Annotated in this window: 17 protein-coding genes; 9 read left to right on the plus strand and 8 right to left on the minus strand. The window is 73.1% G+C overall.

Features of this window, described 5'->3' with window-relative positions:
• Positions 1 to 344 precede the first annotated feature (344 nt).
• Together GXW74_RS22770 and GXW74_RS22775 are read right to left on the minus strand one after the other, a co-directional pair.
• Positions 345 to 1397, minus strand: a complete 1053-nt coding sequence (locus tag GXW74_RS22770; protein ID WP_211848892.1) for an LLM class flavin-dependent oxidoreductase — start codon at positions 1395 to 1397, stop codon at positions 345 to 347.
• 58 nt (positions 1398 to 1455) lie between these two features.
• Positions 1456 to 1707, minus strand: a complete 252-nt coding sequence (locus GXW74_RS22775; protein ID WP_211848893.1) for a hypothetical protein — start codon at positions 1705 to 1707, stop codon at positions 1456 to 1458.
• Positions 1708 to 2127: 420 nt separating this feature from the next.
• On the opposite strand from GXW74_RS22775, the gene GXW74_RS22780 reads away from it, so the two are divergent.
• Genes GXW74_RS22780 through GXW74_RS22790 form a run of 3 tightly spaced genes read left to right on the plus strand, consistent with a single transcriptional unit; the run spans position 2128 to position 3685 of the window.
• Positions 2128 to 2595 (plus strand): nucleoside deaminase, encoded by a 468-nt coding sequence (locus tag GXW74_RS22780; RefSeq protein ID WP_211848894.1) that lies wholly within the window; start codon positions 2128 to 2130, stop codon positions 2593 to 2595.
• A gap of 14 nt (positions 2596 to 2609) precedes the next feature.
• Positions 2610 to 3173 carry a hypothetical protein gene (locus tag GXW74_RS22785; RefSeq protein WP_211848895.1) on the plus strand — a complete coding sequence of 188 codons (564 nt, stop codon included), beginning with the start codon at positions 2610 to 2612 and terminating at the stop codon, positions 3171 to 3173.
• Positions 3170 to 3685, plus strand: a complete 516-nt coding sequence (locus GXW74_RS22790; protein ID WP_211848896.1) for a hypothetical protein — start codon at positions 3170 to 3172, stop codon at positions 3683 to 3685. The genes GXW74_RS22785 and GXW74_RS22790 overlap by 4 nt, the downstream gene beginning before the upstream one ends.
• Positions 3686 to 3892: 207 nt before the next feature.
• On the opposite strand, the gene GXW74_RS22795 is transcribed toward GXW74_RS22790, so the two are convergent.
• Complete coding sequence (locus tag GXW74_RS22795; protein WP_211848897.1) at positions 3893 to 5869, minus strand: TonB-dependent receptor domain-containing protein; 1977 nt, start codon at positions 5867 to 5869, stop codon at positions 3893 to 3895.
• A gap of 931 nt (positions 5870 to 6800) precedes the next feature.
• The gene (locus GXW74_RS22800; protein WP_211848898.1) at positions 6801 to 8081 is read right to left on the minus strand and encodes a DUF445 domain-containing protein; all 1281 of its coding nucleotides are present in this window, start codon (positions 8079 to 8081) and stop codon (positions 6801 to 6803) included.
• Between the two features lie 182 nt (positions 8082 to 8263).
• Here GXW74_RS22800 and GXW74_RS22805 point away from each other — a divergent pair, with 182 nt between their 5' ends.
• From GXW74_RS22805 to GXW74_RS22820, 4 genes are all read left to right on the plus strand, one after another.
• Entirely contained in the window at positions 8264 to 9013 is a 750-nt protein-coding gene (locus GXW74_RS22805) for a metal ABC transporter ATP-binding protein (protein WP_211848899.1), read from the plus strand.
• Positions 9014 to 9165: 152 nt separating this feature from the next.
• The gene (locus GXW74_RS22810; RefSeq protein ID WP_211848900.1) at positions 9166 to 10035 is read left to right on the plus strand and encodes a metal ABC transporter permease; all 870 of its coding nucleotides are present in this window, start codon (positions 9166 to 9168) and stop codon (positions 10033 to 10035) included.
• Positions 10036 to 10086: 51 nt separating this feature from the next.
• Positions 10087 to 11241, plus strand: a complete 1155-nt coding sequence (locus GXW74_RS22815; RefSeq protein ID WP_211848901.1) for an NADH:flavin oxidoreductase/NADH oxidase — start codon at positions 10087 to 10089, stop codon at positions 11239 to 11241.
• A gap of 64 nt (positions 11242 to 11305) precedes the next feature.
• A complete protein-coding gene (locus GXW74_RS22820; protein WP_211848902.1) occupies positions 11306 to 12805 on the plus strand; it encodes a DASS family sodium-coupled anion symporter in 1500 nt (499 codons plus the stop codon).
• Between the two features lie 144 nt (positions 12806 to 12949).
• On the opposite strand, the gene GXW74_RS22825 is transcribed toward GXW74_RS22820, so the two are convergent.
• Together GXW74_RS22825 and GXW74_RS22830 are read right to left on the minus strand one after the other, a co-directional pair.
• Positions 12950 to 16753 carry a translocation/assembly module TamB domain-containing protein gene (locus tag GXW74_RS22825; protein ID WP_211848903.1) on the minus strand — a complete coding sequence of 1268 codons (3804 nt, stop codon included), beginning with the start codon at positions 16751 to 16753 and terminating at the stop codon, positions 12950 to 12952.
• A 1-nt stretch (position 16754) separates the two neighbouring features.
• Entirely contained in the window at positions 16755 to 18632 is a 1878-nt protein-coding gene (locus tag GXW74_RS22830) for an autotransporter assembly complex protein TamA (RefSeq protein ID WP_211848904.1), read from the minus strand.
• Between GXW74_RS22830 and GXW74_RS22835 the strand changes: the two genes are divergently transcribed.
• Positions 18631 to 19782: an amidohydrolase gene (locus tag GXW74_RS22835; RefSeq protein WP_211848905.1), complete on the plus strand. Its 1152-nt coding sequence runs from the start codon at positions 18631 to 18633 to the stop codon at positions 19780 to 19782. The genes GXW74_RS22830 and GXW74_RS22835 overlap by 2 nt on opposite strands.
• Positions 19783 to 19795: 13 nt before the next feature.
• Here GXW74_RS22835 and GXW74_RS22840 read toward each other — a convergent pair whose 3' ends face one another.
• Both GXW74_RS22840 and GXW74_RS22845 read right to left on the minus strand, forming a co-directional pair.
• On the minus strand, positions 19796 to 20263 hold the full coding sequence (locus GXW74_RS22840; protein WP_211848906.1) for a nuclear transport factor 2 family protein: 468 nt from the start codon (positions 20261 to 20263) through the stop codon (positions 19796 to 19798).
• A gap of 455 nt (positions 20264 to 20718) precedes the next feature.
• Positions 20719 to 21672 (minus strand): alpha/beta hydrolase, encoded by a 954-nt coding sequence (locus tag GXW74_RS22845; RefSeq protein ID WP_211848907.1) that lies wholly within the window; start codon positions 21670 to 21672, stop codon positions 20719 to 20721.
• A 119-nt stretch (positions 21673 to 21791) separates the two neighbouring features.
• Here GXW74_RS22845 and GXW74_RS22850 point away from each other — a divergent pair, with 119 nt between their 5' ends.
• Positions 21792 to 24440, plus strand: a complete 2649-nt coding sequence (locus tag GXW74_RS22850; protein WP_246523919.1) for a bifunctional acetate--CoA ligase family protein/GNAT family N-acetyltransferase — start codon at positions 21792 to 21794, stop codon at positions 24438 to 24440.
• Positions 24441 to 24777 lie beyond the last annotated feature (337 nt).

Here is a 24777-nt window from a genome sequence, read left to right on the forward strand (position 1 = left end):
GGCCCCGGGGCCCTTGGCAGGCTTCCTTTGGCGCCGGGCACCGAAAGCGGTCCGGATTGTCGCAGCCTGCGCAGGCGCAGCTTCCGGCACTGGTCCGGACAGCGGTGCGGGGTGTCATGCCGGCGGCCGCTATTCGCGACCGTTGGCATGAGGCTTTTCGAGCCCTCGGACGCCGGGCGCAAACCTCTGGTTTGCCTGGCTTCGCCGGACCACATTCGCGGCCTCGGCACGAGTCAAGAACCCCTGCCGCTGGTATCGGGTGACGGCTTCCGAAGGCCTTTCGGCCCTTGGCGGGCTGGCTTGCAGGGGCGGCACCCCTCCAACCTTTCCTCGCGCGGTGATCCTCACTCCGCCGCCATCGCCACCCCGCCCTCGCGCAGCCCGAACACTTCCGCCAGCAGCGTGTAGGATCGCCGACGCGCTTGCGCGTCGTGGCAATGGGTGATGACGGCGAATTCCGCCACCCCGCCATGCGCGGCCGAAAGTGCCTCGAGCTTCGCCTTCACCTGTTCCGGCGCGCCGACCATTGCGACCTCCCGCATCCGTTCGAGGCGCGTGAGCTCGAGGTCGGAATACCGGTATTCCTCCGCCTCCTCGACGCTCGGCAGCGGCAGGAAGAGGCCGCGGTCGCGCTTCAGCCGCCACAGCTCGCGGGAGCGGAACAGCCGCCGCGCCTCGGTCTCGGTATCCGCCACCAGGCAATAGACGCCGAGCGCCGGATGCGGCGCCGCCAGCCGCGCGGGCATGTCGGGCTTGGGCTGGAAGGATTCACGGTACACCGCGATCGCCTGCTCCGACCCGCCGCCGTCGCTGAAGAAATGCGCGAAGCAGTAGGGCAGGGCGAAATACCCCGCGACCTGCGCGCCGTAGTCGGAACTGCCGAGGATCCACATCTCCGGCCGGGTCTCGACCGCCGGCTGGGCGATGATGCTGCGGAAGGGGTGGTTCTCCGGCAGCCCTTCGCCGTGCCAGCCGAGCAGCTCCATCACCTGCGCCGGGAAGCGGTCGGCCGCCTGGTTGGCGTTGGGGTTCAGCGCGAAGGCGGTGCGCCCGTCCGACCCCGGTGCGCGGCCGACGCCGAGGTCGATCCGCCCGGGCGCGATCGCCTCCAGCACGCGGAACTGCTCGGCCACCTTGAGGGAGGAGTAGTGCGGCAGCATCACCCCCGCGGAGCCCACGCGGATGCGCGAGGTGGTGGCGGCGATCGCCGCCATCAGCACCTCCGGCGCCGCGCCGGCGTGGGAGGCGGAGTTGTGGTGCTCGGCGCACCAGTAGCGGCGGAAGCCCAGCGCGTCGCAGTGCTTGGCGAGGGCCAGCGTCTCGCGGATCGCCTCCCCCGGCGAGCGGCCGGAGGCGACGGAGGACTGGTCGAGGACGGAAAGGGTGAAGCCGCTCATGCCCACCAAGGTAGTGCAGCCGCCCGGCTGCGGGAGGGGGCGCCGCCGCGGCCTGGCCTCAGGCGACCTCGACGGATCGCGCCTCGCCGTGCAGCAGGATGACCGGCTGAGGCGTGGAGACGCGGCGCGGCGCATGGGCCGGAGGGCCGGCGAGCACTGCATCCAGCTCGGCACCGACCGGGGGTTGATCCGCATACAGGTCGAGCAACCGGCGGAGTTCCTCCAGCCGGCGGAACGTGATGGACTCGCGGAGTTCCGCGAGGATGGCGTGCTCCTCCATGCGGAGCGCCGCGATCAGGGATCCGCTCATCTTGCCCCCTCGAACTGTCCTGTGATGTTAAGCTAGCGGTAGAGAGTCTTTCTTATCAAGAAGTTGCAGGTCGAGGTCGCCATCGCGTGGCATCCGCCATCTTGTATCGGGACCGACGCGCATACCCTATATGTTGTTCACCTGATGGTTGCCATGGCACCGGGATGCTGCACGCGAGGGGCTTCCGATCACGATGGCGGCACTTTCCTGCCGGGGCTGTTGCCGCCGCGCCACGGTGGACAGGCACCGGCGGCGGCACGCAGTCAGGCATCACAGGCGATGGCGGCGGATCCCGTTCGCGCGCCCTTGCCCAGGCTGGTGACGCCTGTCCGGAAAATGAGGATGCCTCGGCGGTTTCCGCGCGCCAGGGAGGACCCGGGCCGCATTAGGCTGGCATGACACCGGAGCAGGGCAGGGCGGATGGACGAGGCGGACTTCATGCGACGGGCGATCGCCCTGTCATGCCAGGGCGTGGAGGAGGGCGGCGGCCCCTTCGGCGCCGTCGTGGTGAAGGATGGCCGCATCCTCGGGGAGGGCCGCAACGCGGTGGTCCCCGCCCGCGACCCCACCGCGCATGCGGAGATCGTCGCCATCCGCGCCGCCTGCACGGCCCTCGGCACCCACGACCTGACCGGCGCGGTGATCTACACCAGCTGCGAACCCTGCCCGATGTGCCTCGGCGCCGTCTGGTGGGCGCGCATCCGGGAGATCGTCTACGCCAATGACCGGGCCGACGCGGCGGCGATCGGCTTCGACGACGCGGCGATCTACGAGGAGGTGGCGGCGCCGGTCGCCGCCCGCCGGCTGCCCCTGCGCCGCCTGCTGGCAGCCGAGGCGATGGCCGCCTTTCGAGCGTGGGAGGCGAAGCCCGACAAGGTCCCGTATTGACGATGAGAGCCTTCATGCCCTGCGCTAGGCTGTCGGCATTGACCACCACGGGGGAGCGCGATGGGCGGCATGATCCGGCGCTGCGCCGCGCCCCGGATGCGCCGATGACCGGCCATCCGCCGCCTGATGCGGTGATCCTCGCCATCACCGGCCTGCACGGGCCGGCGGACGGCGCGGCGATCCGGGCCGCGCTGCTGCGCTGCGACCCCGCGGCAAGGCTCTGGACCGACTGGCCGCGGGCTCTGGTGGCCGTGCAGTCGGCGGCGCCGCCCGAGGCGCTTTGCGCGGCCGTGCAGGGTGCCGGCTACGGTGTCCTGGTCCAGGGCGGGCCCGGCGCGCGGGGCAGCCTGGCCGGCATCTTCGGGCGCGTGGTGCTCTATGGCCTGCTCGGCCTGATGGGCGGGATGGCGATCGGCATCGCCATCGGGCTCGGCAATTCCATGTTCAACCCCAACTGCCGCGGCAGCGGGAACTGCGCCATCGGTGTCGGCGTCTTCGGCGGCCTCGGCGCCTTTGTCGGACTGCCGGCCGGTGCCGTGGTCGGGCTGCTGGCGGGGCTCGCGCGGCGATGGCGGTGAGCGGCGGCGAAGGCGCCGGGATGGCGGGATCGGCGGTGCCGCCGCCCGGCGCGGTGCTGCTCTCGGTCAGCGGCCTGCGCGGGCCCGAGGACCACGCCGCCGTCCTGGCCGCCCTCCGCCAGCGCGATCCCGCCGGCGTCGTCTGGACGGACTGGCCGCGCGGCCTGGTCGCGGTGCAGACGGACCACCCGCCGGAGGCGCTGCGCGTGGCCGTGCAGGATGCCGGCTTCATCACCGCCTGGCTGGCCCATCCCCCGATGGAGGTCAGCGCGGGCGGCGTCGGCGCGGCGATCGTGCGATTGATCGGCTACGGCTTCGTGGGGCTTGTCCTTGGCATGCTCCTGGGGGCGGCGCTCGGCATCGGGAATGTCATGCTCAACCCCGTATGCGGCAGCCCGGGCGATTCCGGCGCCTGCGCCATGGGCATTCCGGCGATTGCGATCGGCGCGGGGCTTCTGGGCGCGGCGGCTGGCGCGGTGCTGGCGTTGGCGCGGATCGCGCGCCGGCGCTGATCGGGCGCGCGCGAGGCAGCGGAATTGAGGGGGCGCCGCCCCCTCAAGCTCCCCCGGCAGGGGACACGGTCCCCTGCACCCGCGGTGACGTGACGCCGCGGGTCCCGAGGGCGCTTCACCGGCCTCGTGGCCGGTTGAATGACGCGGCAGCCGCGTCGGTCCGGCGGTCGTTCATCGCGCCTCCATGGCGCATGTCCAGGCAGGCCGTCAGAGGCGGGCCTGCAGGCCGAAGTAGATTGTCCGCCCCTGGCCGGTGCCGGTCGTGCTCAGGAAGGGCGTATAGGCCACGTCGAAAAGGTTGGTGACGCGCGCGTTGAGGTCGAGGTTCTCGGTGACCCGCACGCTCGCGAAGAGGTCGAACAGGTTGTAGGGCTTGCCGCCCTCGCTCGCGACGCCCCCGGTGACGCTGCTGTTGTAGCCGGCGACCAGGCCACCCGAGACGTAGGTGTAGCGTGCGCCCAGCGTCAGGCGTTCGTCGAACAGCCGCCCGCCGCCGGTGATGGCGACCACGTCGTCCGGCGTGTACTGGCTCGCGCCGAGGCCCGGCATCTGGGACGGCAGCTTCGAATCGGTGTGGGTGTAGTTGATGGAGCCGAAGGCGACGCGCGCATCGTAGTTCGTCTCGAACTCGAAGCCCTGGACCCGCGAGCTGCCCGCCACGTTCTGGAATTGATAGGAACGATAGGCCGGGACATAGGTGGCGACGATGTAGTCGTCGACGTCCATGATGAAGTAGTTGGCGCGCATCCGCAGCGTGTCGTTCCCGGTGAACAGGCGGTTCTGGCGGATGTTCACGCCGAATTCCCAGCCCTGCTGCGTCTCGGGCTTGAGGGCGGGATTGGGGATGTAGGCGCCGCTGGTGGTGCCGGGATGGGTGCCGCCGAGCATTGTCTCCTGCAGCGTCGGGGCGCGCATCGACCGGCTCCAGGTGACATAGGGCTGCAGCCAGTCAAGGGGCCGGATCGCAAGCGTGATCCGCGGATCGAGCGAGCTTTCCGAATTGTCGACGGTGTAGGTCCCGTAGCGGCTGTTCGGGATGCCGGTACCATCCAAAGTATAGTAATTGTAGCGTAGCCCCGGCGTGAAATCGACGATGCTGTAGGAGAAGGTCGTGTCGGTGAACACGCCGAGCAGGGCCGAGGTGCCGTCGGCCGGGTTGACGCCGCCATTGTTCGACGTGACCGAGTCATGGAAGTACTCGACGCCATTGTTGCTTCTCACCTGGACCGGACCGATCGAGAATCGCGACACATTCGAGATATCGAATCCGGTGCCCTCATCCTCGATGGTGCGCCCGACAGAGGAGCCGGTGCCGCCGGTGTACTTCATCGTGAGATCGTTATAGTAGGCATTCGCGCTGATGTCGAACCAGGGATTTCCGGTATTGTACCGGTAATTGACGGTGTAGGTGCGGTTGTTGATCGTCTGGTAATAGGAATTGGCGTAGAAGTCGTTGTCGTAGAGCACCATGCCGAGGCCCAGGCTATGGCCCTCGCCGAGGTTGAAGTTCAGCCGCCCGAGGCCCGAAATCAGGTCCTGCCCGGTGCCGGACACGCTGTTGCCGTAGCCATCCTGGTAGTTGCGCGAACTGCGGCGACTGATCGCCGCGGCGACGCCGACATGTTCGGTCCGCGCGCCGGCCGCCGCCATCTCCGAGAAGTCGACGCCGTTGGAGCCCCAGCCGAGGCGCGCCAGCGCGCCGTAGGTCTGCCCCTCCCGCACGATGTCGTCCACGTTCAGGGTGCGGAAGTTGGCGGTGCCGGCCAGCGCACCGCCGCCCACGCCCACCACCGCGCCGCGGGTCACGTCGATGCCGGCGAGCAGGGCGGGATCGACATAGGTGAAGCCCGCCGCCTCATGGCTGGTGAAGCGGAAGCTCTGGCGTACGCCGTCGATCGACATGTTGACGCGGCCCGCCCCCTCGAAGCCGCGGATGTTGACCGCCACGCCGGGTTGCTGGGCGTTCTGGCGCGTGAAGACGCCGGGCAGGGTGCGCAGGAGGTCGTCGACACGGTTGCCGGCCTCGAGGCGAAGCTGTTCGCCGTCGACCGTGCTGGTGTTCTCGTTGGCGCCCTGGCCGGTCACCTGGATCGGATTCAGCTGCACGGTGCCGCTGCCGCTGGTCTGGGCGACCGACGCCGTGGTCAGGGCGAGCACCACCGCCCCCATGGCGGATCCCGCCATGAGAATATTGCGATACGCAGACATTGCATGCCTCTCTTGTTCGGCCGGACTTGGCCAATACTGCAAAAATTCGAGACGGACTAAGGAAACAACAATATAAAGTCAGCCGGCGTGGAGAATGATAATATTCGGAGTCCTATAGGCGATTGTTTTCATATGATTGTCGCTTTGATGGGCAGATCAAGGCCCGGAATGAACAGCAAGTTCATGACTCGTGACGATTTCGATGAAACGATTCTTGACCAGCTCCATTCTCCTGAACTGGACGGAGTTGTAATGCGAATGCGAGTCACTTGCAAGTTAGCCGGAGGCACCCCGACCCATCATTCCGCATGCGTGGTCCGCCGCCCGGCATCAACGAATGGCGTCCCGTCGCCGAAGCCCCCGGAAAGCGGGGCAGCCCGATGCCGGTCAGCCGTTCCGCCGACCCGGCATCAGCATCACGGTCGCGCGCATGCCCGCCGCACCGACTCCGCGCAGCCTGCTCGCCTTGCCGTTGACCCCGTCGGCGACCGGCCGAAGGCGATGGCCGGGCAGCCCACGCAGCGGGTGTCCGCAAGCTCTCGTCGACGGGGCAGGGCGGCTGACGGCGGCGCCATCGGCGGACCGGACGATCCCCGGACCGCAATTCGCCGTGGAGGCCCGCCGCCTCGGCCCGGCCAGGGGCCGGAAGACCCGGCAGGAGGGCACACCCGGGGGGGCGGGGAACGGCCGCAATCGTGGCGCCGACGGCAGCGCTGCGGATCGGGCACACCCGGGGGGCGGGGAACGGCCGCTTGCGAACCCCGCCGGACTGCGCCGGCGAGGGCAGGTCCCGGTCAGGCGCAACCACCTGATCGGGTGAAGATGCTCCCGCAGATGGGAGGCGGGAACGGCTGCCCCGAGCCGGGGCGAACGGAAGCCGCCCTGGCGGGACGTCAGGCGGCGGCCGTCAGCTCGCCACCCGCCCGAACACCGCCGTCAGCAGCGCGAACAGCACGCCACCGGCCAGGAACCCCACCAGCGTCCCGTTCATCCGCACATATTGCAGGTCCCGCCCGACGCGGAGCTCGATCTTCTCGGCCACCGTCGCCGCGTCCCAACTGCCCACCACCCCGGCGATGAAATCCGAGAGCTGCGCCGTGGCGCTCGGCAGCAGCGTCATCAGCACGCCTTCCGTGGCGCGGTTCAGCCGCTCCCGCGCCGCCGCATCCTCGGCGAGCAGCGTGCCGGCATTGGCGAAGACGCCGGAGAGCAGCGCCACCGTCCGCCCGTCCGGCCGTGCCGCATCGGCCACCAGCGCCGCGCGCAGCCGTGCCCATACATCCAACAGCCAGACCGCGACGGAAGGGTGCGCCAGCGCCTCCCGCAGCACGCGGCCGATGGCGGCGGCGCGCTCCGGGTCGGTCTCCAGCCGCTCGATCTCGTGTCCGAGCCATTCGGCGAAGGCGGCGCGGAGGTTGGAATCCTCCGGCTCGACCTTCTCGAGCTCGGTGTTGATGGCGTGCAGGATGCGCTTGGCGACCGTCGCGCCGGCGAGCCAGCCGAGCACCGCACCGCCCTCGGCGCGGATGCGGGCCTCGATCGCCGTGCGCAGCGCGTCCTCGCGGGCTTCCAGCAGCACCTTCAACTGGCCGATGGCGAGCGAGAACACCTCCTGGTGCCGGCCCGAGGCGACGAAGGCGCGCAGCACGCGCGCCACCAGCCGCGCGCCGGCGGGGCCCGAGACGATGCGCGGCAGCAGCCGCACCAGCAGCCGCTTCGCCCGCCCGTCCTCGAGGCTCGCCACCACCCGCGGCAGGCTGCCTGCCAGTGCCGCCGCGGCGGGCTTCGACGCCGCCGGGTCGGCGAGGAACCGCTGCACGATCCGCGCCAGGTCGAGCCGCCCCAGCACGCGCCGCACCTCGGCCTCGGTGAAGACGTGGGAGGAGACGAAGCGCCCGAGCGCCCGCCCCAGCCTCTCCTTCTGGTTCGGCACGATGGCGGTGTGCGGGATGGGCAGGCCGAGCGGCCGGCGGAACAGCGCCGTCACCGCGAACCAGTCCGCGAGCCCGCCGACCACCCCCGCCTTGGCCGAGGCCTGCAGGAGGTCGGTCCAATAGCCCGGCGGCATGTGGTAGGTGCCGACCAGCAGCCCGCCCATGCCCACCAGCATGCCTGTGGCCAGCGCCCGGTGGCGCGCGAGGCCGCGGCGGAGGTCGGCATCGGGATCGATCGGAGGGCTGCCCTGCATGGAACGCGCAGATAGGCCGCCACGCCGCCCTTGCCCAGCCGGGACCGTATGTTACATCATAACGTTATGGTTCCCCGCATGCCCGATCCCCTGGCGCTCGCCTCCGGCGCGCTCTCCCGCCTGATGCTGGCAGGGGGCGTGTCGACCGTGCTGTGGGCGGCCGCGCTCTGGGCGATGGCGGCATGAGCGCGACCCGCAGCCCGGCCGGCATCCGGCTCGAGAACCTGACGCTCACCCATGGGCGCCATCCGGCGGTGCATCATGTCTCCGGGCGTTTCGCGCCCGGCAGCCTGACCGCGGTGGTGGGCCCGAACGGCGCCGGCAAGACCACGCTGCTGCGCGCGCTGGCGGGCCTGCACAAGCCCGAGAGCGGCCGCATCGCGCACGAAGGCACGGCGCGCATCGCGCTGCTGCCGCAGCTCGCCGCGCTGGATCGCGCCTTCCCGATCGCCTGCCGCGACGTGGTGATGCAGGGGCTGTGGCCGCGGCTCGGCGCCTTCCGCGGCGTGCCGCAGGCCGAGCGCGACCGCGCCGCCCGGGCGCTCGCCGCCGTGGGCCTGTCGGGCTTCGAGGACCGGCCGGTCGGCTCGCTCTCCGCCGGCCAGACGCAGCGGCTGCTGTTCGCCCGCCTGCTGGTGCAGGACGCCGACATCCTGCTGCTGGACGAGCCCTTCAACGCGGTGGACGCCAAGACCTCCGCCGACCTGCTGCGGCTCGTGCGCGAATGGCACGGGGAGGGCCGGACGGTGATCGCCGTGCTGCACGACCTCGACCTGGTGGCGCGCGATTTCCCCGAGACGCTGCTGATCGCCCGCGACGCCATCGCCTGGGGCCCGACCGGGCAGGCGCTCTCCGCCGCCAACCGGCTCAAGGCGCGGATGATGGCCGAGGCCTGGGCGGACGAGGCCGAGCACTGCCATATTGCTGCGTGATCGTGCCTCAGGCGCCGGCGCACGCATCCGCGTGCCTGGCTTGCGCGCGGTGCATTGGCGCATTGGGTGGTCCGGGCGCGGTCGCGCCGTGCGCTCCGGGCCCGATGCGGGGCATGGGGCCGCCTTGGTGGCGGGTCTGACGCGGTAGCGACATGCACGATCTGCTGATCGCCCCCTTCGCCGAGTTCGGCTTCCTGCGCCGCGCGCTGGTGGGCTGCATGGCGTTGTCCGTCTCGGCGCCGGTGCTCGGCGTCTTCCTCGTGCTGCGGCGGATGAGCCTGACGGCCGACGTGCTGGCGCATGGCGCGCTGCCGGGCGTGGCGCTCGGCTTCCTGCTGGCGGGGCTGTCGGCGCCGGCGCTGTGGCTCGGCGGGCTGGTCGCCGGGCTGCTGGTGGCGGTCGGTGCCGGTGCGCTGTCCCGCGCGACGGGCGGGCGGGAGGACGCGACGCTCGCCGCGCTCTACCTGCTCGCGCTCGGCGCGGGGGTGGCGATGATCTCGATGGGCGGCGGCGGGGCGACGGACCTTTCGCACATCCTGTTCGGTTCCGTGCTCGGCGTGGACGACGCGGCGCTGCTGCTGATGGCGGGCGTGGCGACGCTGACGCTGGTGGTGCTCGCCTTCGGCTGGCGGCCGCTGGTGCTGGAATGCTTCGACCCGTCCTTCGCCGCCGCGGCCGGCGCGCGCGGCGGGCTGTGGCACCTGGTGTTCCAGGCGCTGGTGGTGCTGAACGTGCTCTCGGCCTTCCAGGCGCTCGGCACGCTGATGGCGGTGGGGCTGATGATGCTGCCGGCGATCGCCTCGCGGCATTGGGCGAGGGAGGTCTCCGGCATGACCTATGCGGCGGTGGGCATCGCGCTGGCGGCGTCGGTCGTCGGGCTGCTCGTCTCCTATCACGCCGATGTGCCGACCGGGCCGGCGATCGTGCTGGTGGCCGGGGCGGCCTGGGCCGTCTCCGTGCTCGCCGGGCCGGTCGACGGGCTCTTGCCGCGGCTGGTGCGGCGGGGACATCTGGCGGGGTAGGCCGGGCCGTTCCATCCTGCGCGCAACCGATCGCCCAGGAGGATGTCCCAGATGGGATCGCTGCTGTTCTCGCCGCTGACGCTGCGCGGCCTGACCCTTCCCAACCGCGCCGTCGTGCCGCCGCTTTGCCAGTATTCCGCGACGGAAGGCATGGCGAATGACTGGCACATGGTCCAGCTCGGTCGCTTCGCGGTCGGCGGCTTCGGCCTGGTGTTCAGCGAGGTCGTCTCCGTGCTGCGCGAGGGCCGCATCACCCATGGCGATCTCGGCCTGTGGTCCGACGACCACGTCGCGCCGCTGAGGCGCATCGCGGGGTTCATCAAGGCCCAGGGCGCGGTGCCGGCGATCCAGCTCGGCCATGCCGGCCGCAAGGGCGCGATGCAGCGCCCCTGGGAAGGCAACGGTCCGCTCGGCCCCGATCAATTCGCCAAGGGCGAGACGACCTGGGACATCGTCTCCGCCGTTGCCCGGCCGATCGCGGAAGGCCACCTGACGCCCGCCGCGCTCGATCCCGCCGGCATGGCGAGGATCGCCGAGGCCTTCGCCACCGGCGCGAAGCGCGCCCGCGCCGCCGGCTTCGACGCCGTGGAGGTCCACTGCGCCCACGGCTACCTGCTGCACCAGTTCCTCTCGCCCATCTCGAACACGCGCAACGATGCCTTCGGTGGCGACCTTGCCGGCCGCATGCGCTTTCCCTTGCAGGTGATCGAGGCCGTGCGCGCGGCCTGGCCCGAGGACCGCCCGGTCTTCGTGCGCATCTCCGCCGTCGATGGCGTGGACGATGGCTGGACGATGCAGGACAGCCTCGCCTTCGCGCGGGCGATGAAGCCGCTCGGCGTCGATGTCATAGACTGTTCTTCCGGCGGCATCGGCGGCTCGGCCACGGGCAGCAAGCGCGTGCCGCGCGGCTACGGCTTCCAGGTGCCCTACGCGGCGCAGATCCGGCGCGATGTCGGCCTCGCCACCATGGCGGTCGGCCTCATCATCGGCCCGCACCAGGCCGAGGCCGCGCTCGCGGCCGGCGAGGCCGACCTCATCGCCATCGGCCGCGAGGCGATGAACAACCCCAACTGGGCGCTGATGGCCCGCGCCGCGCTGGAACCCGGCACGACGGAGGAGGTCTTCGCCTGCTGGCCGCCCCAGCATGGCTGGTGGATGGAAAAGCGCGCCGCCGTCATGCAGGCCCTCGGCGCGCCGCCTGCTTGATCCGCGTCAAGGCCGTGGCCGCGGCCCGAGGCGATCCTTGCCTCAGGTCACCGGAGGGGCGGGCATGGCGACGGCAGCGGCGGAGAGCGGCGACGGGGCGCGGCGATGGATCGGCCTCGTCATCGCATGTGCGGTGCTGGCGGCCGTGGTGCTCGCGCCTCCGCTGGCCGGGCTGCCGGTCGCCGGGCAGCGCGCCATCGGCATCCTGCTCTTCGCCGTGGTGCTGTGGGTGACCGAGGCGGTGGACCTCACCGTTTCCGCCTTCCTGATCGCGACGCTCATCATCCTGCTGGTCGGCAGCGCGCCGGACATGCAGGACCCCACGAAGATCATCGGCATCGCCCGCGCGCGCGACTGGGCGATCGCGGGCTTCGCCAACAACGCCGTCGCGCTGGTCGCCGCCGCGCTGGTCTTCGCCGCGGCGGTGACGGCGACGGGGCTCGACCGGCGCATCGCGCTCGCCACCCTCTCGCGCGTCGGCACCAGGCCGCGGGGCATCTTCGCCGGCACGCTCGCGGTCGGCATCATGCTCGCCTTCCTGGTGCCCTCGGCGACCGCGCGGGTTTCGGCGGTGGTGCCGATCGTGCTCGGCATCATCGCCGCCTTCGGCGTGCAGCGCGACAGCCGGCTCGCCGCGCTGCTGATGATCGGCTCGGCGCAGATCTGCTCGGTGATGAACATCGGCGTGCTGACGGCGGCGGCGCAGAACGCCACCTTCCTCGGCCTGATCGGCCGCGCCATCCCCGGCGCGACGGTGACCTGGCTCGACTGGCTGATCGCCGCCGCGCCCTTCTGGCTGATCATGGCGCCGGTGGTCTTCGCCGTGCTGTGGCGCTTCCACACGCCGGAGGCGGAGGTCGCCGCCGGCGGCGCCGAGGCGATCGCGCGGGACCTCGAGGCGCTCGGCCCGATGAGCGGGGCAGAGAAGCGCACCCTGCTCGCCGGCATCCTGCTGCTCGGCTTCTGGGCGACGGAGGGAAAGCTCCATCCGCTCGACACCGCCTCCTCCACCATCATCGCCGTCACCGTGCTGATGCTGCCGAAGATCGGCGTGATGACCTGGAAGCAGGCGCAGGCTGCGCTGCCCTGGGGCACGCTGATCCTGTTCGCGATCGGCATCGCCCTCGGCACCGTGCTGGTGCAGACGCGCGGCGCCGGCTGGATGGCGAACCAGATCGTCGATGTCTTCGGCCTGCGCCAGGCCACCCCCTTCATGGTGGTGGCGGTGATGGCGGCCTTCCTGATCGTGGTGCATCTCGGCTTCGCCTCGGCGACGGCGCTGGCCGCCGCCTTCATCCCGATCGTCATCTCCGTGCTGCAGGAGGTGTCGCGCCACGGCGTGCCGGTGAACGTGGTGGGCCTCACCATGATCCTGCAGTTCGTCGTCTCCTTCGGCTTCATGCTGGTGGTGAACGCGCCGCAGAACATGGTCGCCTTCGGCACCGGCTGCTTTCGGGGCCGGGACTTCACGCGGTCGGGCGTGGTCATCACCGTGATCGGCTATGGGCTGATCCTGCTGCTGACGGCGACCTGGTGGGATTGGCTGGGCTACGTCAAAGGGTGAAGGGCGGGGGAGGGGAACCTCCCCCGCACCCCCTCCCTTCCTTGTCTGTCAGCCAGGCGCAGCCGGCGCGCCAGGCCCGCCCCTCCAGGTGATCAAGGAAGGAGGGGGGATCGGGGGGAGTTCCCTCCCCCCGACCTTCCTGCCTCAGTACTCGTACTCGAACGACAGCCCCACCCGGTCGCCGCCCGCGCTGTTGCCGCCCGTCTCCGCCTCCACGCGCACCCGCGGCAGCAGGTCGACCTGCACGCCGACGCGCGGCGCGCCGCCCTCGGCGCCCTGGCGGATGCCGAGATACACCCCGTCCGCCACGTATCGCCCGGTCTCCAGAGTTGCCCCCTGGCTGCGGCTGCCGTCCCGGCTGCGCTCCTCCCCCACCGCGAGCCGGTCGAGCGCCAGCGTCCGCCGGATGCGGTCGAGGATGCCGCCCGCGCCCGGCGTCTCGATCCCGGCCGCGCCGGCCAGCACCTGCGCAAGCTGCGCCAGCTGGAACGGGCTGAGCTCGTTGGCCCGCCGGTCGAACAGCAGCCGCGACAGGATCTCGTCCTGCGGCAGTTCGGGCGTGGAGGAGAATTCCAGCTTCGGGTCGGTCGCCGGCCCGGTGACGGTGACGTTCGCCGTCACCTCCCGCGCCCGCGAGGTCGCCAGGAAGTCGAGCGTCGGCACCAGCGTGCCGGCGTCGAAGGAGACGGTGCCGCGGCGGAAATCCAGCCGACGGTCGAAGACCGAGATGTTGCCCCGCCGCAGCGTCAGCCCGCCGGTCATCGTCGGCGCCGCGATGTTGCCGCCGACCCCGAGGGTGCCGCCGAATTCCGCGTCGATGCCACGGCCGCGCACGAAGACCGCGCGCGGGGCCTCGACCGCGATCTCGAGCGCGATGTCGGGCATGCCGGAGGGCGCGCCCGGCGGCGGCGGCGGCGCCAGCGGCGGCGTTCCGGCCGGGCGGCGGCCGCGTTCGCGCACGCCGTCCAGCCGCTGCACGCTGGCCGGCAGGCGCTCGGGCACGGTGATGTCCATGCGCTGCACGGCGATGCGGCCGGCGAGCCGCGCCTGCTTCAGCACGCGGCCGGCCAGGCGCAGATCGGCATCGAAGACCGAGGAGACCAGGTCGGAGCGCAGCGGCCGCGCGCCGCGCGCCGTCACGGCGATCTCCGCCGGCAGGCCGGGCGCGAGGGGCGAGAGCGTGCCCGTCACGCCGAGCGTCCCGCCACCGGGCGTGCGCGCGTCGATGCGCTCGATCGTCACGCGATCCCCGTCGCCGCGCAGCGCGGCGGTGATGTCGGTGAGAGTCACGCCCTGGGCGAGGTCGCGGAAGGACCCGTTGGCCAGCGTCGCGCGCCCGCCGATGCGCGGCGCGCCGACCGTCCCGCCGACCTCTGCCTGCACGCTCACGCGCCCGGTGACGCGCTGCGCGCCGGCCGCGAGCAGCGGCCCGGCCAGCGCGCCGACATCCGCATTGGCGTCGAGCTGCACGGCGAGCGGCGCATTCCCCGCGAAGCCGCCCGGCAGCCGTGCCGTGCCGCTCGCGCGCAGCGCCGTGCCGGCATTGGCGTCCAGCCGTACGTCGGCGGCGCGCGCGCCGGCGGTGCCCTCGACCAGGATGCGCGCCGCCGGCACGCCGCGCATCGCCGGGTCCGGGCTGCGCAGGCCGGTGGCCTCGATGCGGAAGCGCGCGGCGGGATCGGCGACGGGGCCGGTGAGGCGCGCCTCGCCGCCGATCATGCCCTCCACCGCGACATCGGGCGCGGCGAGCGCGGCGACGGCCGCGACCGGCAGCGCCGCGAGCGTGGCGCGCAGATCGGCGGTCTCCGGCCCCCAGCGACCCTCGGCGCGCAGGGTGCCGCCGCGGCTGGTGGTCAATGCGACGCCGTCCAGGCCGACGCCGCCATCCTGCGCCAGCGTCACCCGCGCGGGCGAGGTCAAGCGCAGGGAATCGGCACCGCGCCGCAGCAGCAATTCGGCGATCTCGACGCGCCGCGCCGCGCCGTCCTGGGTCATGCGGGCGCGGGTGTTCAGCCGCGCCCCGGCGGCCTGCGCCTCGACCACGGCGTCCAGCGCGGCGAGCGTGCCCCGCGCCGTCACCCGCCCACCGAGCGCCGTGCCGCCGGCGCTCGCCTGCGGCACCTCCAGCGTCGCGTCGATCCCCTGCACGCCGTTGGGAACGGTCAGCGCCGCGCGCAGCCCGATCCGCCCGGTCAGCGGCATGCCGGCCAGCGCGGAGAAGGGCGCGAGCTCCGGCACCTCCAGCGCCGCCTCGCCGGCGAAGGTCGCCGCCTGGGGGTCGAGCAGGCCCTGTGCGTCCAGCCGCGCCGGGCCGAAGGCGGCGGCCAGGCGTTCGAGCCGCACCTTCTCGCCCTCCGGCAGCGCGTGCAGGTCCAGCCGCGCCGCCAGCCCGGCATAGGTTGCGCGCAGCCGCCCCTCGGCGCGCGGGGCGGTGAGCGGCGTCGCGACGGTCAGTTCCAGTTCCGGCGCCTCGATCACCTGGCCGGCGCTTTCCACCCGTTCCCCGCGCGCGGTCAGCCGCAGGGAAGGATCGGTGCGCGGCCCGGTGGCGCGCGCCTCGGCCTGCAGGGCGCCGGCGAGGCCCGGCACCAGCGGGGCGAGATCGGCGACGCTCGCGCGGACCGTGGCATCGAGCGTCTCGCCGACATCGCCCTCCGCGGTCATGCGCAGCGTGGCGCCGTCGAGCGACAGCGCCTCGATGCGGTCGGGCAGGGCGGCGCGCAGGGATAGCCGCGGCGCCGCGCCGAAGGCCGCCGCCAGCGCCGGCGTGTCGCTGCCGAAGGCCTCCATCGCCAGGTCGAGCGCGACCCGCGGCGCCGCCATCGCACCGGTCGCGCGCGCCTCGGCGCGCAGGGCATCCCAGCGCGCGGTGGGCGGCAGCAGCGGGCCGAGCGTGCTGCTCGGCCCCAGCGCGACGCGCGCCGCGACATCGAGCGTCGATCCGGCGAGATCCGCGCTGCCTTCCGCCTCCACCCGCCCGGCCGGCGCCTGCACGGCAAGCCGCCGCAGCGCGAGCCGCCGCGCCGCATCGAGCGCGGCATCGAGCGTCACCTCCATCGGCATGGCGGCGCCGCGCAGGTCCTCGGGGAGCAGGGGGGCGGCGGCCAGCCGCAGCGTGAGATTCGCCCCCGCCGCGCCATCCGCCGCGGCGCGCACCTCGCCCTCCGCCGAGAGCGTGACGTCCTCGCCGAACGCGGCCTCCAGCGCCAGCCGTGCGCCGCTCGCCGGCCCGTCGAGCGACAGCCGGGCCCGCGCCGCCCGCCCTGGCAGGCCGAGCGCCGCCGCGAGCAACCCGTCCGGCGGCTCGCTGGCGTCGAGCTGCGCCGTCAGCCGGTCCGCCCCCGGCGCGAGGTCGAGGACGAGCCGCACCTCCGCCGGCGCATCGAGCCGGCGCGCCTCCAGCCGCGCCGACAGCCGCCCGGCGGCGAGCGCTGCCTGGCCCTCGACCGCCAGCACGGCGGCCACGCCGATGACCGGCGCGCCGAGCTCGATGCGCTCCAGCGCCAGCCGGTCGAGCCGCAGCGTCACCGGCAGGTCGGGCAGGGCCGGGATCAGCGGCGCGTCGGGGTCGGGCGGCGGCGGCGGCGCGCCGTCGCCCGGCGGCAGGCGGTGCAGCGCGACGCGGCGGGCGGTGACGGCGGTGATCCGCGCCTCCCGCCGCAGCAGGGCCATCAGGTCGAGCGCGACCTGCGCTTCCTCCAGCTCGATCCAGGCGCCCTCGTCGTCGGCCATGACCAGCCTGGCCACGCCGATGCGCCCGGGGAGCGGGCCCGACAGACCCTCGATGGTCAGGCCCGGGACGAAGTCGCCCGCCAGCCGCGCCAGCATCGCCCGGCCGCCCGCGCCATTCGCCCAGACCAGCACGCCGGCCACCAGCAGGAGCAGCAGGACCGGCAGCGCCAGGACCGTGACGTACAGGAGGCGACGGAATCGCCGGAGGCTCCGCATCTCAGAACGCCTGCCCGATGCCGACATAGAGCGCATAGGACGGATCGCCGCGCTCCGTGCTGAGCGGCACGCCGACATCGACGCGGATCGGCCCGATCGCCGTCAGGTAGCGCAGCCCGAGGCCGACGCCGACACGCAGGTCGCCGCTGCCGGGGTAGGACTCCTCCCCGACGCTGCCGGCATCGACGAAGGCGACCGCCCCCCAGGGGCCGGAGATGCGCTGGCGCCATTCCACCGCGAATTCCATCAGGCTCGCCCCGCCGAGCGGCCGGTTGCCGGCATCGCGCGGCCCGATCGACTGGAAGGTGTAGCCGCGCACCGACCCGCCGCCGCCCGAATAGAAGCGCTTGTCGAGGGTGATCTCGTCCCGCGTCGCACCCACCGTGGCGCCGAGCGCGGCACGCAGCGCCAGCACGCCGCGCGCGTCCCCGGTGACGTCGAGATAGGTGCTGCCCGTCGCCAGCAGCCGCGTGAAGGTCCTGCCGTCCTGGATCGACCAGAAGGGCGTTGCGGTCACGGCGCCGCGCCGCCCGCTGGTGGGGTCGAGCAGACTGGTCGTGTCGTCCCAGCGCAGTCCGGTGACGAAGCCGAGCAGGGAGAAATCCTCCATCACGCCGTAGCGGCCGATGCGCCCGGTCTCGTAGAGCGGCCCGGCCTGCACCGCCAGGCGTTCGGACAGGCGACGCTCGGCCAGGGCCGAGGTGACGATCGCGTCGCGATCATAGGCTTCGAGCATTTCCCGCACGGCGCCGACGCGCGCCGTCAGCCGCGCGTCGCGGCGCCAGATCTCGGGCAGGGTCAGGGTGGCGAAGGCGCGGTAGGTGGCGTTGCCGAGGCTGCTCTCGGTCAGCCGTGCGGCCTCAGCGTCCAGGCGCAGCCGTTCGGCGCCGCCGAACAGGTTGCGGTGCTCCCAGAAGGCGCTGATCCCGGCGCCGTAGTTGGTTTCGTAGGAGACGGTGCCGCCGATCGCCCGCAGCGGCCGCTCGGCGACGACGAAGGTGACCGGCAGCCGGTTGTCCGGCGTCAGCGCGGCGGCGGGCTCGGCGCGGACGCTTTCGAACACGCCGAGGGCGACCAGGGCGCGGCGCGCGCGTTCCAGCGCGGCGGGCGAATAGTCGCGCCCGTCGAGCTGCCGCGCCGCGGTGCGCTGCAGCAGGCCGCTGCTGGTGCGCACCTGGCCGGTGACCTCCGGCGTCGCGAAGGTGGCGCGGGGACCGGGGGCGAAGCGCCAGGCGACGTCCATGCTGCGGCGGTCGTGGTCGACCCAGATCTCGCGCCCGGCGACGGTGGCGAGCGGATGGCCGGCGCGGCGCAGCGCGTCGCGGATCGCCGTTTCGGCGGCGAGCACGGCTTCGGCGCGGGCCGGGTCGCCCTCGGCGAGGCCGGCCTCGGCGGCGGCTGCGCGTACCGGGGCGGCGGCCGCGGCCGGCTCGGCGGCGACGCTGATGCGCCCGATCCGGTAGCGCGGCCCGGGCACCAGCGTCAGGACCACCGGCACCGGCTCCGTCGCACGCTGCAGCCGCCCGGGCAGGCTGGGGTCGTCCGGCGGCAGGCCGGCGATGGTCGCGGTGACATGCCCGCCCCAGAAGCCCTCGGCGCGCAGCGCGTCCTGCAGGCGCGGCAGGTCGGCACGCACCCGGCCGATCAGGCCGAAGGCATCCGTCGGCGCGCGTTCGCGCAGGCGGATCGTCTGGGCGACGGCCTCGGCGGTGGCGCGCAGGCCGGAATCGTCCAGCGGCGCGACCTCCGCCGTGTAGGGCAGGGCGGGCGGGTCCTCCTGCCCGGCGGCGGGCCAGGCAAGAAGCAGCGACAGCACCGCGCCGGCCGCGCCGGCGGCGGTGGTGCGCCGCGGCCCGGCGGGATAGGGTTCGCGAATCATGCACACCGATCTTTCCGCGACCCTTACAGCCTGGCGACGCCATCTGCACGCCAACCCTGGATTGACCCTTCACGAGGGCGAGACCGCCGCCTTCGTCGTGGCCCGCCTGAAGGAGATGGGCGTCGCCGACATCGCCGAGAATGTCGGCGGCCACGGCGTGGTCGCGACGCTCCGGCGGGGCGGGGGCAACCGCTCGGTCGGGCTGCGCGCCGACATGGATGCGCTGCCGATCCAGGAGCAGAACGAGGACATCCCCTGGAAGTCCACCAATCCCGGCGTGATGCATGCCTGCGGGCATGACGGCCACACCGCGGCGCTGCTCGGCGCCGCCAAGGTGCTGCTCGACGACCCGGCCTGGACCGGCACGGTCCGCCTGGTCTTCCAGCCGGCCGAGGAAGGCGGCGGCGGCGCGAAGTCGATGATCGCCGACGGGCTGTTCGAGCGGTTCCCGATGGAGCGCATCTTCGGCTGGCACAACTGGCCGGGCCTGCCGGCCGGCACCATCGCCGTGCATGACCGCGCCGTGATGGCGGCCGGGGCGCGCTTCGAGATCGTCTTCGACGGCCATGCCGGCCATGCCGCGCTGCCGCACCTGACGCGCGACCCGATGATCGCGGCGGGGCACGCCATCGTCGCCGTGCAGTCGATCGTCGCGCGCAACCTCGACCCGCTGAACGGCGGCGTCGTCTCCATCACCGTGGTCGAGGGCGGCGAAGCGCAGAACCAGATCACCGCGCGCGTCACGCTCAAGGGCACGGCACGCTGGCTGCGCGACGAGGACGGCGCGACGATCGAGGAAAGCCTCGACCGCATCGCCCGGGGCGTCGCCGCCACCTTCGGCGTGCATGCCAGCTTCTCCTTCCGCGCCGGCGTGATGGTGACGGCGAACAGCCCGGCGGAGCGCGATCTGGCCGCCGCCGCCGCCGCCGCGGTGACGCAGCTCCGGCGCGACGTGCCGCCGGCCATGACCGGCGAGGATTTCGCCTGGTATCTCAAGATGGTGCCCGGCGCCTTCGTCTGGATCGGCAACGGGCCGGCGGAGAACGGGCGGGAACTGCACCACCCGCGCTACGACTTCAACGACGAGATCCTGCCGACGGCCTCGCGCTTCCTCGCCGAGGCGGCGAAGCGGGCGCTGGCGGGGAGCTGATCCCGGCCGGCCCTCAGCGTGCCGGGGCGGCCGGGTTGTGGAACGGCCGCCCCGCCCAGCCCTCGTGCAGCGGCGCGAGGAAATAGAAGGTGATGCGCCGCGCCGCGAAGCGCCACACGCCGTCCTGCTTGATCAGTTCATCGTCGTAATGTCCGGCGGAGACATAGGACACGCCGTTCATCACCGAGAGGTATTCCATCGAAATCCGCCCCGTCGCGCGGTCCCCGTCCAGCTCGACCGTGCCGTTCGAGCAGAAATGCCAGAATTCCTCGGTCATCGCCGGCACGCGCCGCGAGAAGAACTCGGTCAGCGCGGCGCGCCCGCGCACGGCGGTCAGCCCCTCGAAGACGCCGTCCTCGGTGAAGAGGTCGATGAAGGCGGGCCAGTGCCGGCCGTCGAGCAGATGGCAGTAGCGCGCGCGCAGGTCGGCGATGGCGAGCCGGTCCTCCACCGCGCGAAGGCGGTCCTCAAGGCAGATCATCGGGCGTTTCCTCCGGGTTTCCGGACAGGATAGGCGGGCCTGGCGCAGGCCGCCCAGGGGCGGGCCCGGGCAGGGGCGGCCCTCGCACGGCCGGGCGATGCGAAGGGCGGTCGGGTTGCCCGCCCGGGCGGCGCGGGGGACGGATCAGCACCGTACCGGACGGGACGCCGCCGCTTCCAGAGCAGATCCCGATCAGGTGGAATCGCCCGATCGGGTGATGACGCCCGCAGGAACGAGAGGCTGGGGCGGCTGCGGCGAGCCAAGGCGCACGAGAACCGCTCTGGCGCGCAAGGGCGTATCCTGACCGAGCGGAGCTGGATCACCGACCGGCCTCGCCGCCGCGGCGGCCTCCTTCTTCGAGGCTCGCGCCGCCATGGCTGCCAGCCGGGAAGACCCTTGGCCGGGGCGGTGAATGCACCCGTCGCTCGGAAGATCAATGATTTAAATTCAATATTTTATGCCATGATTCTTCGGAGCCAGCTTCCGGCTTCGGCGACCGCGCGATCCGATGCCCGGACATGCCCGAGCGCGCGCAGGAAGCCATGCAGGACGCCCGGGAAGGTGGTCGCCTCCACCTCCACCCCGGCCTCGCGCAGCCTCTTCTCCATGGCGAAGTTCTCGCTCGCCAGCACGTCGAGCTCGGCGACATGCATCAGGCAGGGGGGCAGCCCGCGCAGATCCGCGCGCAGCGGCGCGGCGAGGGGATGCAGCCGGTCCGCCTCGCGCGGCGCGTAGCAGCGCCAGTAGAAATCCATCTTCTCGCGCGTCAGCGTGTGGCCGGTGGCGAATTCGTCGTAGGAGGCCGTGTCCATCCGGGAATCGAAGACGCCGTAGTTCAGCAGCAGTCCGCGCAGGGGCAGGCCCGGGTCGGTTTCCCGCAGCAGCAGCGCGGCGGCGACGGCGAGGTTGCCGCCGGCGGAATCCCCGCCCACCACGATGCGCGTCGGATCGAGCCCCCATTCCGCCCCGTGCTTCGCCACCCAGCGGATGACGGCGGCGCATTCCTCCAGCGCCTGGGGGAAGGCCGCCTCGGGGCTCAGCGCATAGTCCGGTCCCACCACGGCGCAGCCGGCGGCCTCGGCATAGCCGCGCATGATGTGGTCATGCGTGTCGATGCTGCCCCAGACCCAGCCGCCGCCGTGGATATAGACCATGACCGGCAGCGGTGCGTCGGTGCGCGGCCGGTGGACCCGGCAGGCCAGCCGCCGCCCGCGGATCGGCAGCCAACGGTCGCTGCTCTCCGCCATGCGCGGCCCGCCGGCCGCCGCGAGTGCCAGGCCGGGCCCGTCATTCGACGCCCGCGCCGCATCCAGCGGCGGCACCATCACCACGGGCGGGAAGGCGCGGCCGCGCTCCTCCATCATCGCGGTGAAGGCGCGCATCTCGGGATCCCAACGGTCCTGGCTCATGCCGTGCTCCTTGCTGGACGGCGCCAGTGGACCGGCAGGCGTGCCGCCCGGCAAGGGGGTGGCATCGTTGCCCCATGGCTGCCACGTTTCCGCCGTTGCGGCGACCGGAGGCCGAGGGCATGTTGCACCGCACAATGCCCGATATGTTCACCCTGCCGCCGCGCGCCGGCGGCTTCCGCGACCAGGCGCTGCTGCGGCCGCAAAGCGTCGTGCTGCTGGCCGCGGAGGGCAGCGCGGAGGCGCCGATCCTGGCGCGCAACCTCGCCGCCGGCGGGTTCCGCGGCCGGCTCTTCGCGGTCGGAACGGCACCGGACGGATTCGAGGCCGCGCCCACGGTCGCCGCGCTGCCGGTCGCTCCCGACCTCGCCGTGCTGTGCCTGCCGCCGTCGGAGCTCGAAGGCGCCATGGCGGCGCTCGCCGCGCGGGGCTGCTTCGCCGCCGTGGTGCCGGGCCCGGCGCCGGACCTGGCGGAAGCCTCGGCGCGGACAGGCGTGCGCGCGCTCGGCCAGGGATCCTTCGGCGTGGCGGTGCCGGGGATCGGGCTGAACGCCACGCTCAGCCACATCCCGCCGGCCAAGGGGCGGCTCGCGCTGGTGACGCAGTCCTCGGCGATCGCGCGCGCGGTGCTCGACTGGGCGGCGGCCGAGGCGGTGGGCTTCAGCCACGTGGTCGGTATCGGCGGCAACCAGGAACTCGGCTTCGCCCGGGTGCTCGACTGGCTGGCGCGGGATCCGGCGACGGGGGCGATCCTGCTCGACCTGCGGCGGATCAAGAACCGGCGGATGTTCGTCTCGGCGGCGCGGGCGGCGGCGCGCACCCGGCCGGTGGTGGCGATCCGCGCCGGCGGCCGGCTCGCCGACGGCTCCGGCCTCGCGGATGAGGTGATGGAGGCCGCGCTGCGCCGTGCCGGCGTGCTGCGCGTCGCCGGGCTGGAGGATTTCCTCGGCGCCGCCGAGACCCTGGCGCGGGTGCGTGTCTCGCCGCGCGCCCAGGGCGGCCCCGGGGACCGCATCGCCGTGGTCACCAACGGCATCGGGCTCGGGGCGCTGGCGGCGGATGCGGTGCTGTCCGGCGGCGGGCGGCTGGCCGAACCGGGCGAGGCCGGCCTCGCCGCGATCGCCCTCGGCCTGCCGGAGGGCTGGAGCGGGCGCAACCCCTTCGCGCTCGGTCCCGTCGCCGCCGGCCGGCTGGGCGAGGCGGCGGCGATGTTCGCCGCCCTGCCGGAGGTCGATGCCGTGGTCGCGCTGCACGCCCCGGCGCCGGAGGAGGACGCGCTGGTGGTGCGGGAAAGCCTTGCCGCCGCGGTGAAGTCCAACCGGGGTGCGCCGATCCTGGTCGGCTGGGTCGGCCAGGCGACGGCGGGGGCGCAGCGTGCCGGCCTCGCCCAGGCCGGCGTCGCCGTCTTCGCGACACCCGAGGGTGCCGTGCGCGGTGCGCTCCACCTCGCGCAGGACCGCCGCAACCGCGCCACCGCGGCCGAGCTGCCGGCGCGTGACGTGCTGGACGTCGCCCCCGACCGCGCGCAGGTCAGGCGTGTCTTCGCCAAGGTGCGCGCCGCCGGCCGGCTCGAACTCACCGAGGAGGAGGCGCTGTCGGTGCTTGCCGCCTATGGCGTGCCGACCGTGCCCGGCCGCGCGGTGGCGGGGGCGGAGGAGGCGGCGGCGGCGGCCGGCATGCTTGGCTTCCCCGTGGTGCTGAAGATCCTGAGCCCCGACCTGCCGCGCAAGACGGAGGTCGGCGGCGTGGTGCTCGGGCTGATGTCGGCCGAGGCGGTGCGCGCCGCGGCGACGGAGATGGCCGCGCGCGTCGCCGCGGCGCGCCCGGAGGCCCGGCTGACCGGCTTCCTGGTGCAGCGCCAGGCGGGCAAGGGCCAGGAGCTGCGACTGCGGCTCGGCGACGATGCGATGTTCGGCCCCTGGATCGGCTTCGGGCGCGGCGGCACCGCCGCCGACATCGACCCCGACGAGGGCTTCGACCTGCCGCCGCTGAACCTCGCCCTCGCGCGGGGGCTGATCGGACGGACGCGCACGGCGCGACTGCTCGAAGGCTGGCGGGACCACGCCCCGGCGAATGTGCCGGCGATCGCCGATGCGCTGGTGCGCCTGTCCCAGGTGGCGGTGGATTTTCCCGAGATCGAGGCCTGCGGCGTCAACCCGCTGCTCGCGGATGGGCAGGGCGTGCTGGCGCTCGACGCCTCGGTGACGCTGCGGCCGGCGGGGCAGGCGGCGCTGCTGGCCATACCGCCCTACCCGGCCGAACTGGCGAGGCCGTGGCGCGCGCGGGACGGCCGGATGCTGCTGGTCCGCCCGATCCGCCCGGAGGACGCGGCCGCCCATGCGGAAGCCTTCGCGCGCCTCTCGCAGGAGGATATCCGCTACCGCTTCTTCTCCGCGCTTGGCGAACTCAGCGCGGCGCAGATCGCCCGCATGACGCAGATCGACTACGACCGGGAGATGGCCTTCGTCGCGGTGGAGAGCGTGCCGGACGGGCCGGACCGGACGGTCGGCGTCTCCCGCCTCATTCGCGAGCCGGGCGGCGCGGAGGCGGAATTCGCCGTCATCGTGGACCCGTCCTGGAAGGGGCAGGGGCTGGCGCGCCACCTCATGGAGCGGCTGTTCGAATGGGGCAGGTCGGTCGAGGTGCGCGAGATCGTCGGCCAGGTGCTGGCGGAGAACCGGCCGATGCTCGCCTTCGTCCGCGCGCTCGGTTTCCAGGTGAGGCCGAGCGCCGAGGATACCGAGGTCATGGAGGCGCGGCTGACGCTGTAGCGCGGCCGCGCGCGAAACCGGGCCTCTGATCGGGTCATGCCAATGGGCCGTTTGCCTGACCTGTGGAACCGAGAGGGGCCTTGCCCCTCTCGGGCTCTCCCCACCAAAGGCCGAAAGGCCTTTGGAAGCCGATACCTGGCGCCGTGCGCCACTGTCAGGATCAATGCCGAAACCCGCCCTTGCGCACGAAACGCGCTCCGAAACGATGGGACTGCCTGAACCGCGCGGCACCAGATGATGGTTTCCAAAGGCCTCGGGCCTTTGGCGGGGTGGCTTGGAGGGGCAGGGCCCCTCCAATCCCGCCCTCACCGGTCATTCCGAAGGGCCGTTGGCATCG

The sequence above is a fragment of the Neoroseomonas eburnea genome, from assembly GCF_018129005.1.
Taxonomy (GTDB): domain Bacteria; phylum Pseudomonadota; class Alphaproteobacteria; order Acetobacterales; family Acetobacteraceae; genus Neoroseomonas; species Neoroseomonas eburnea.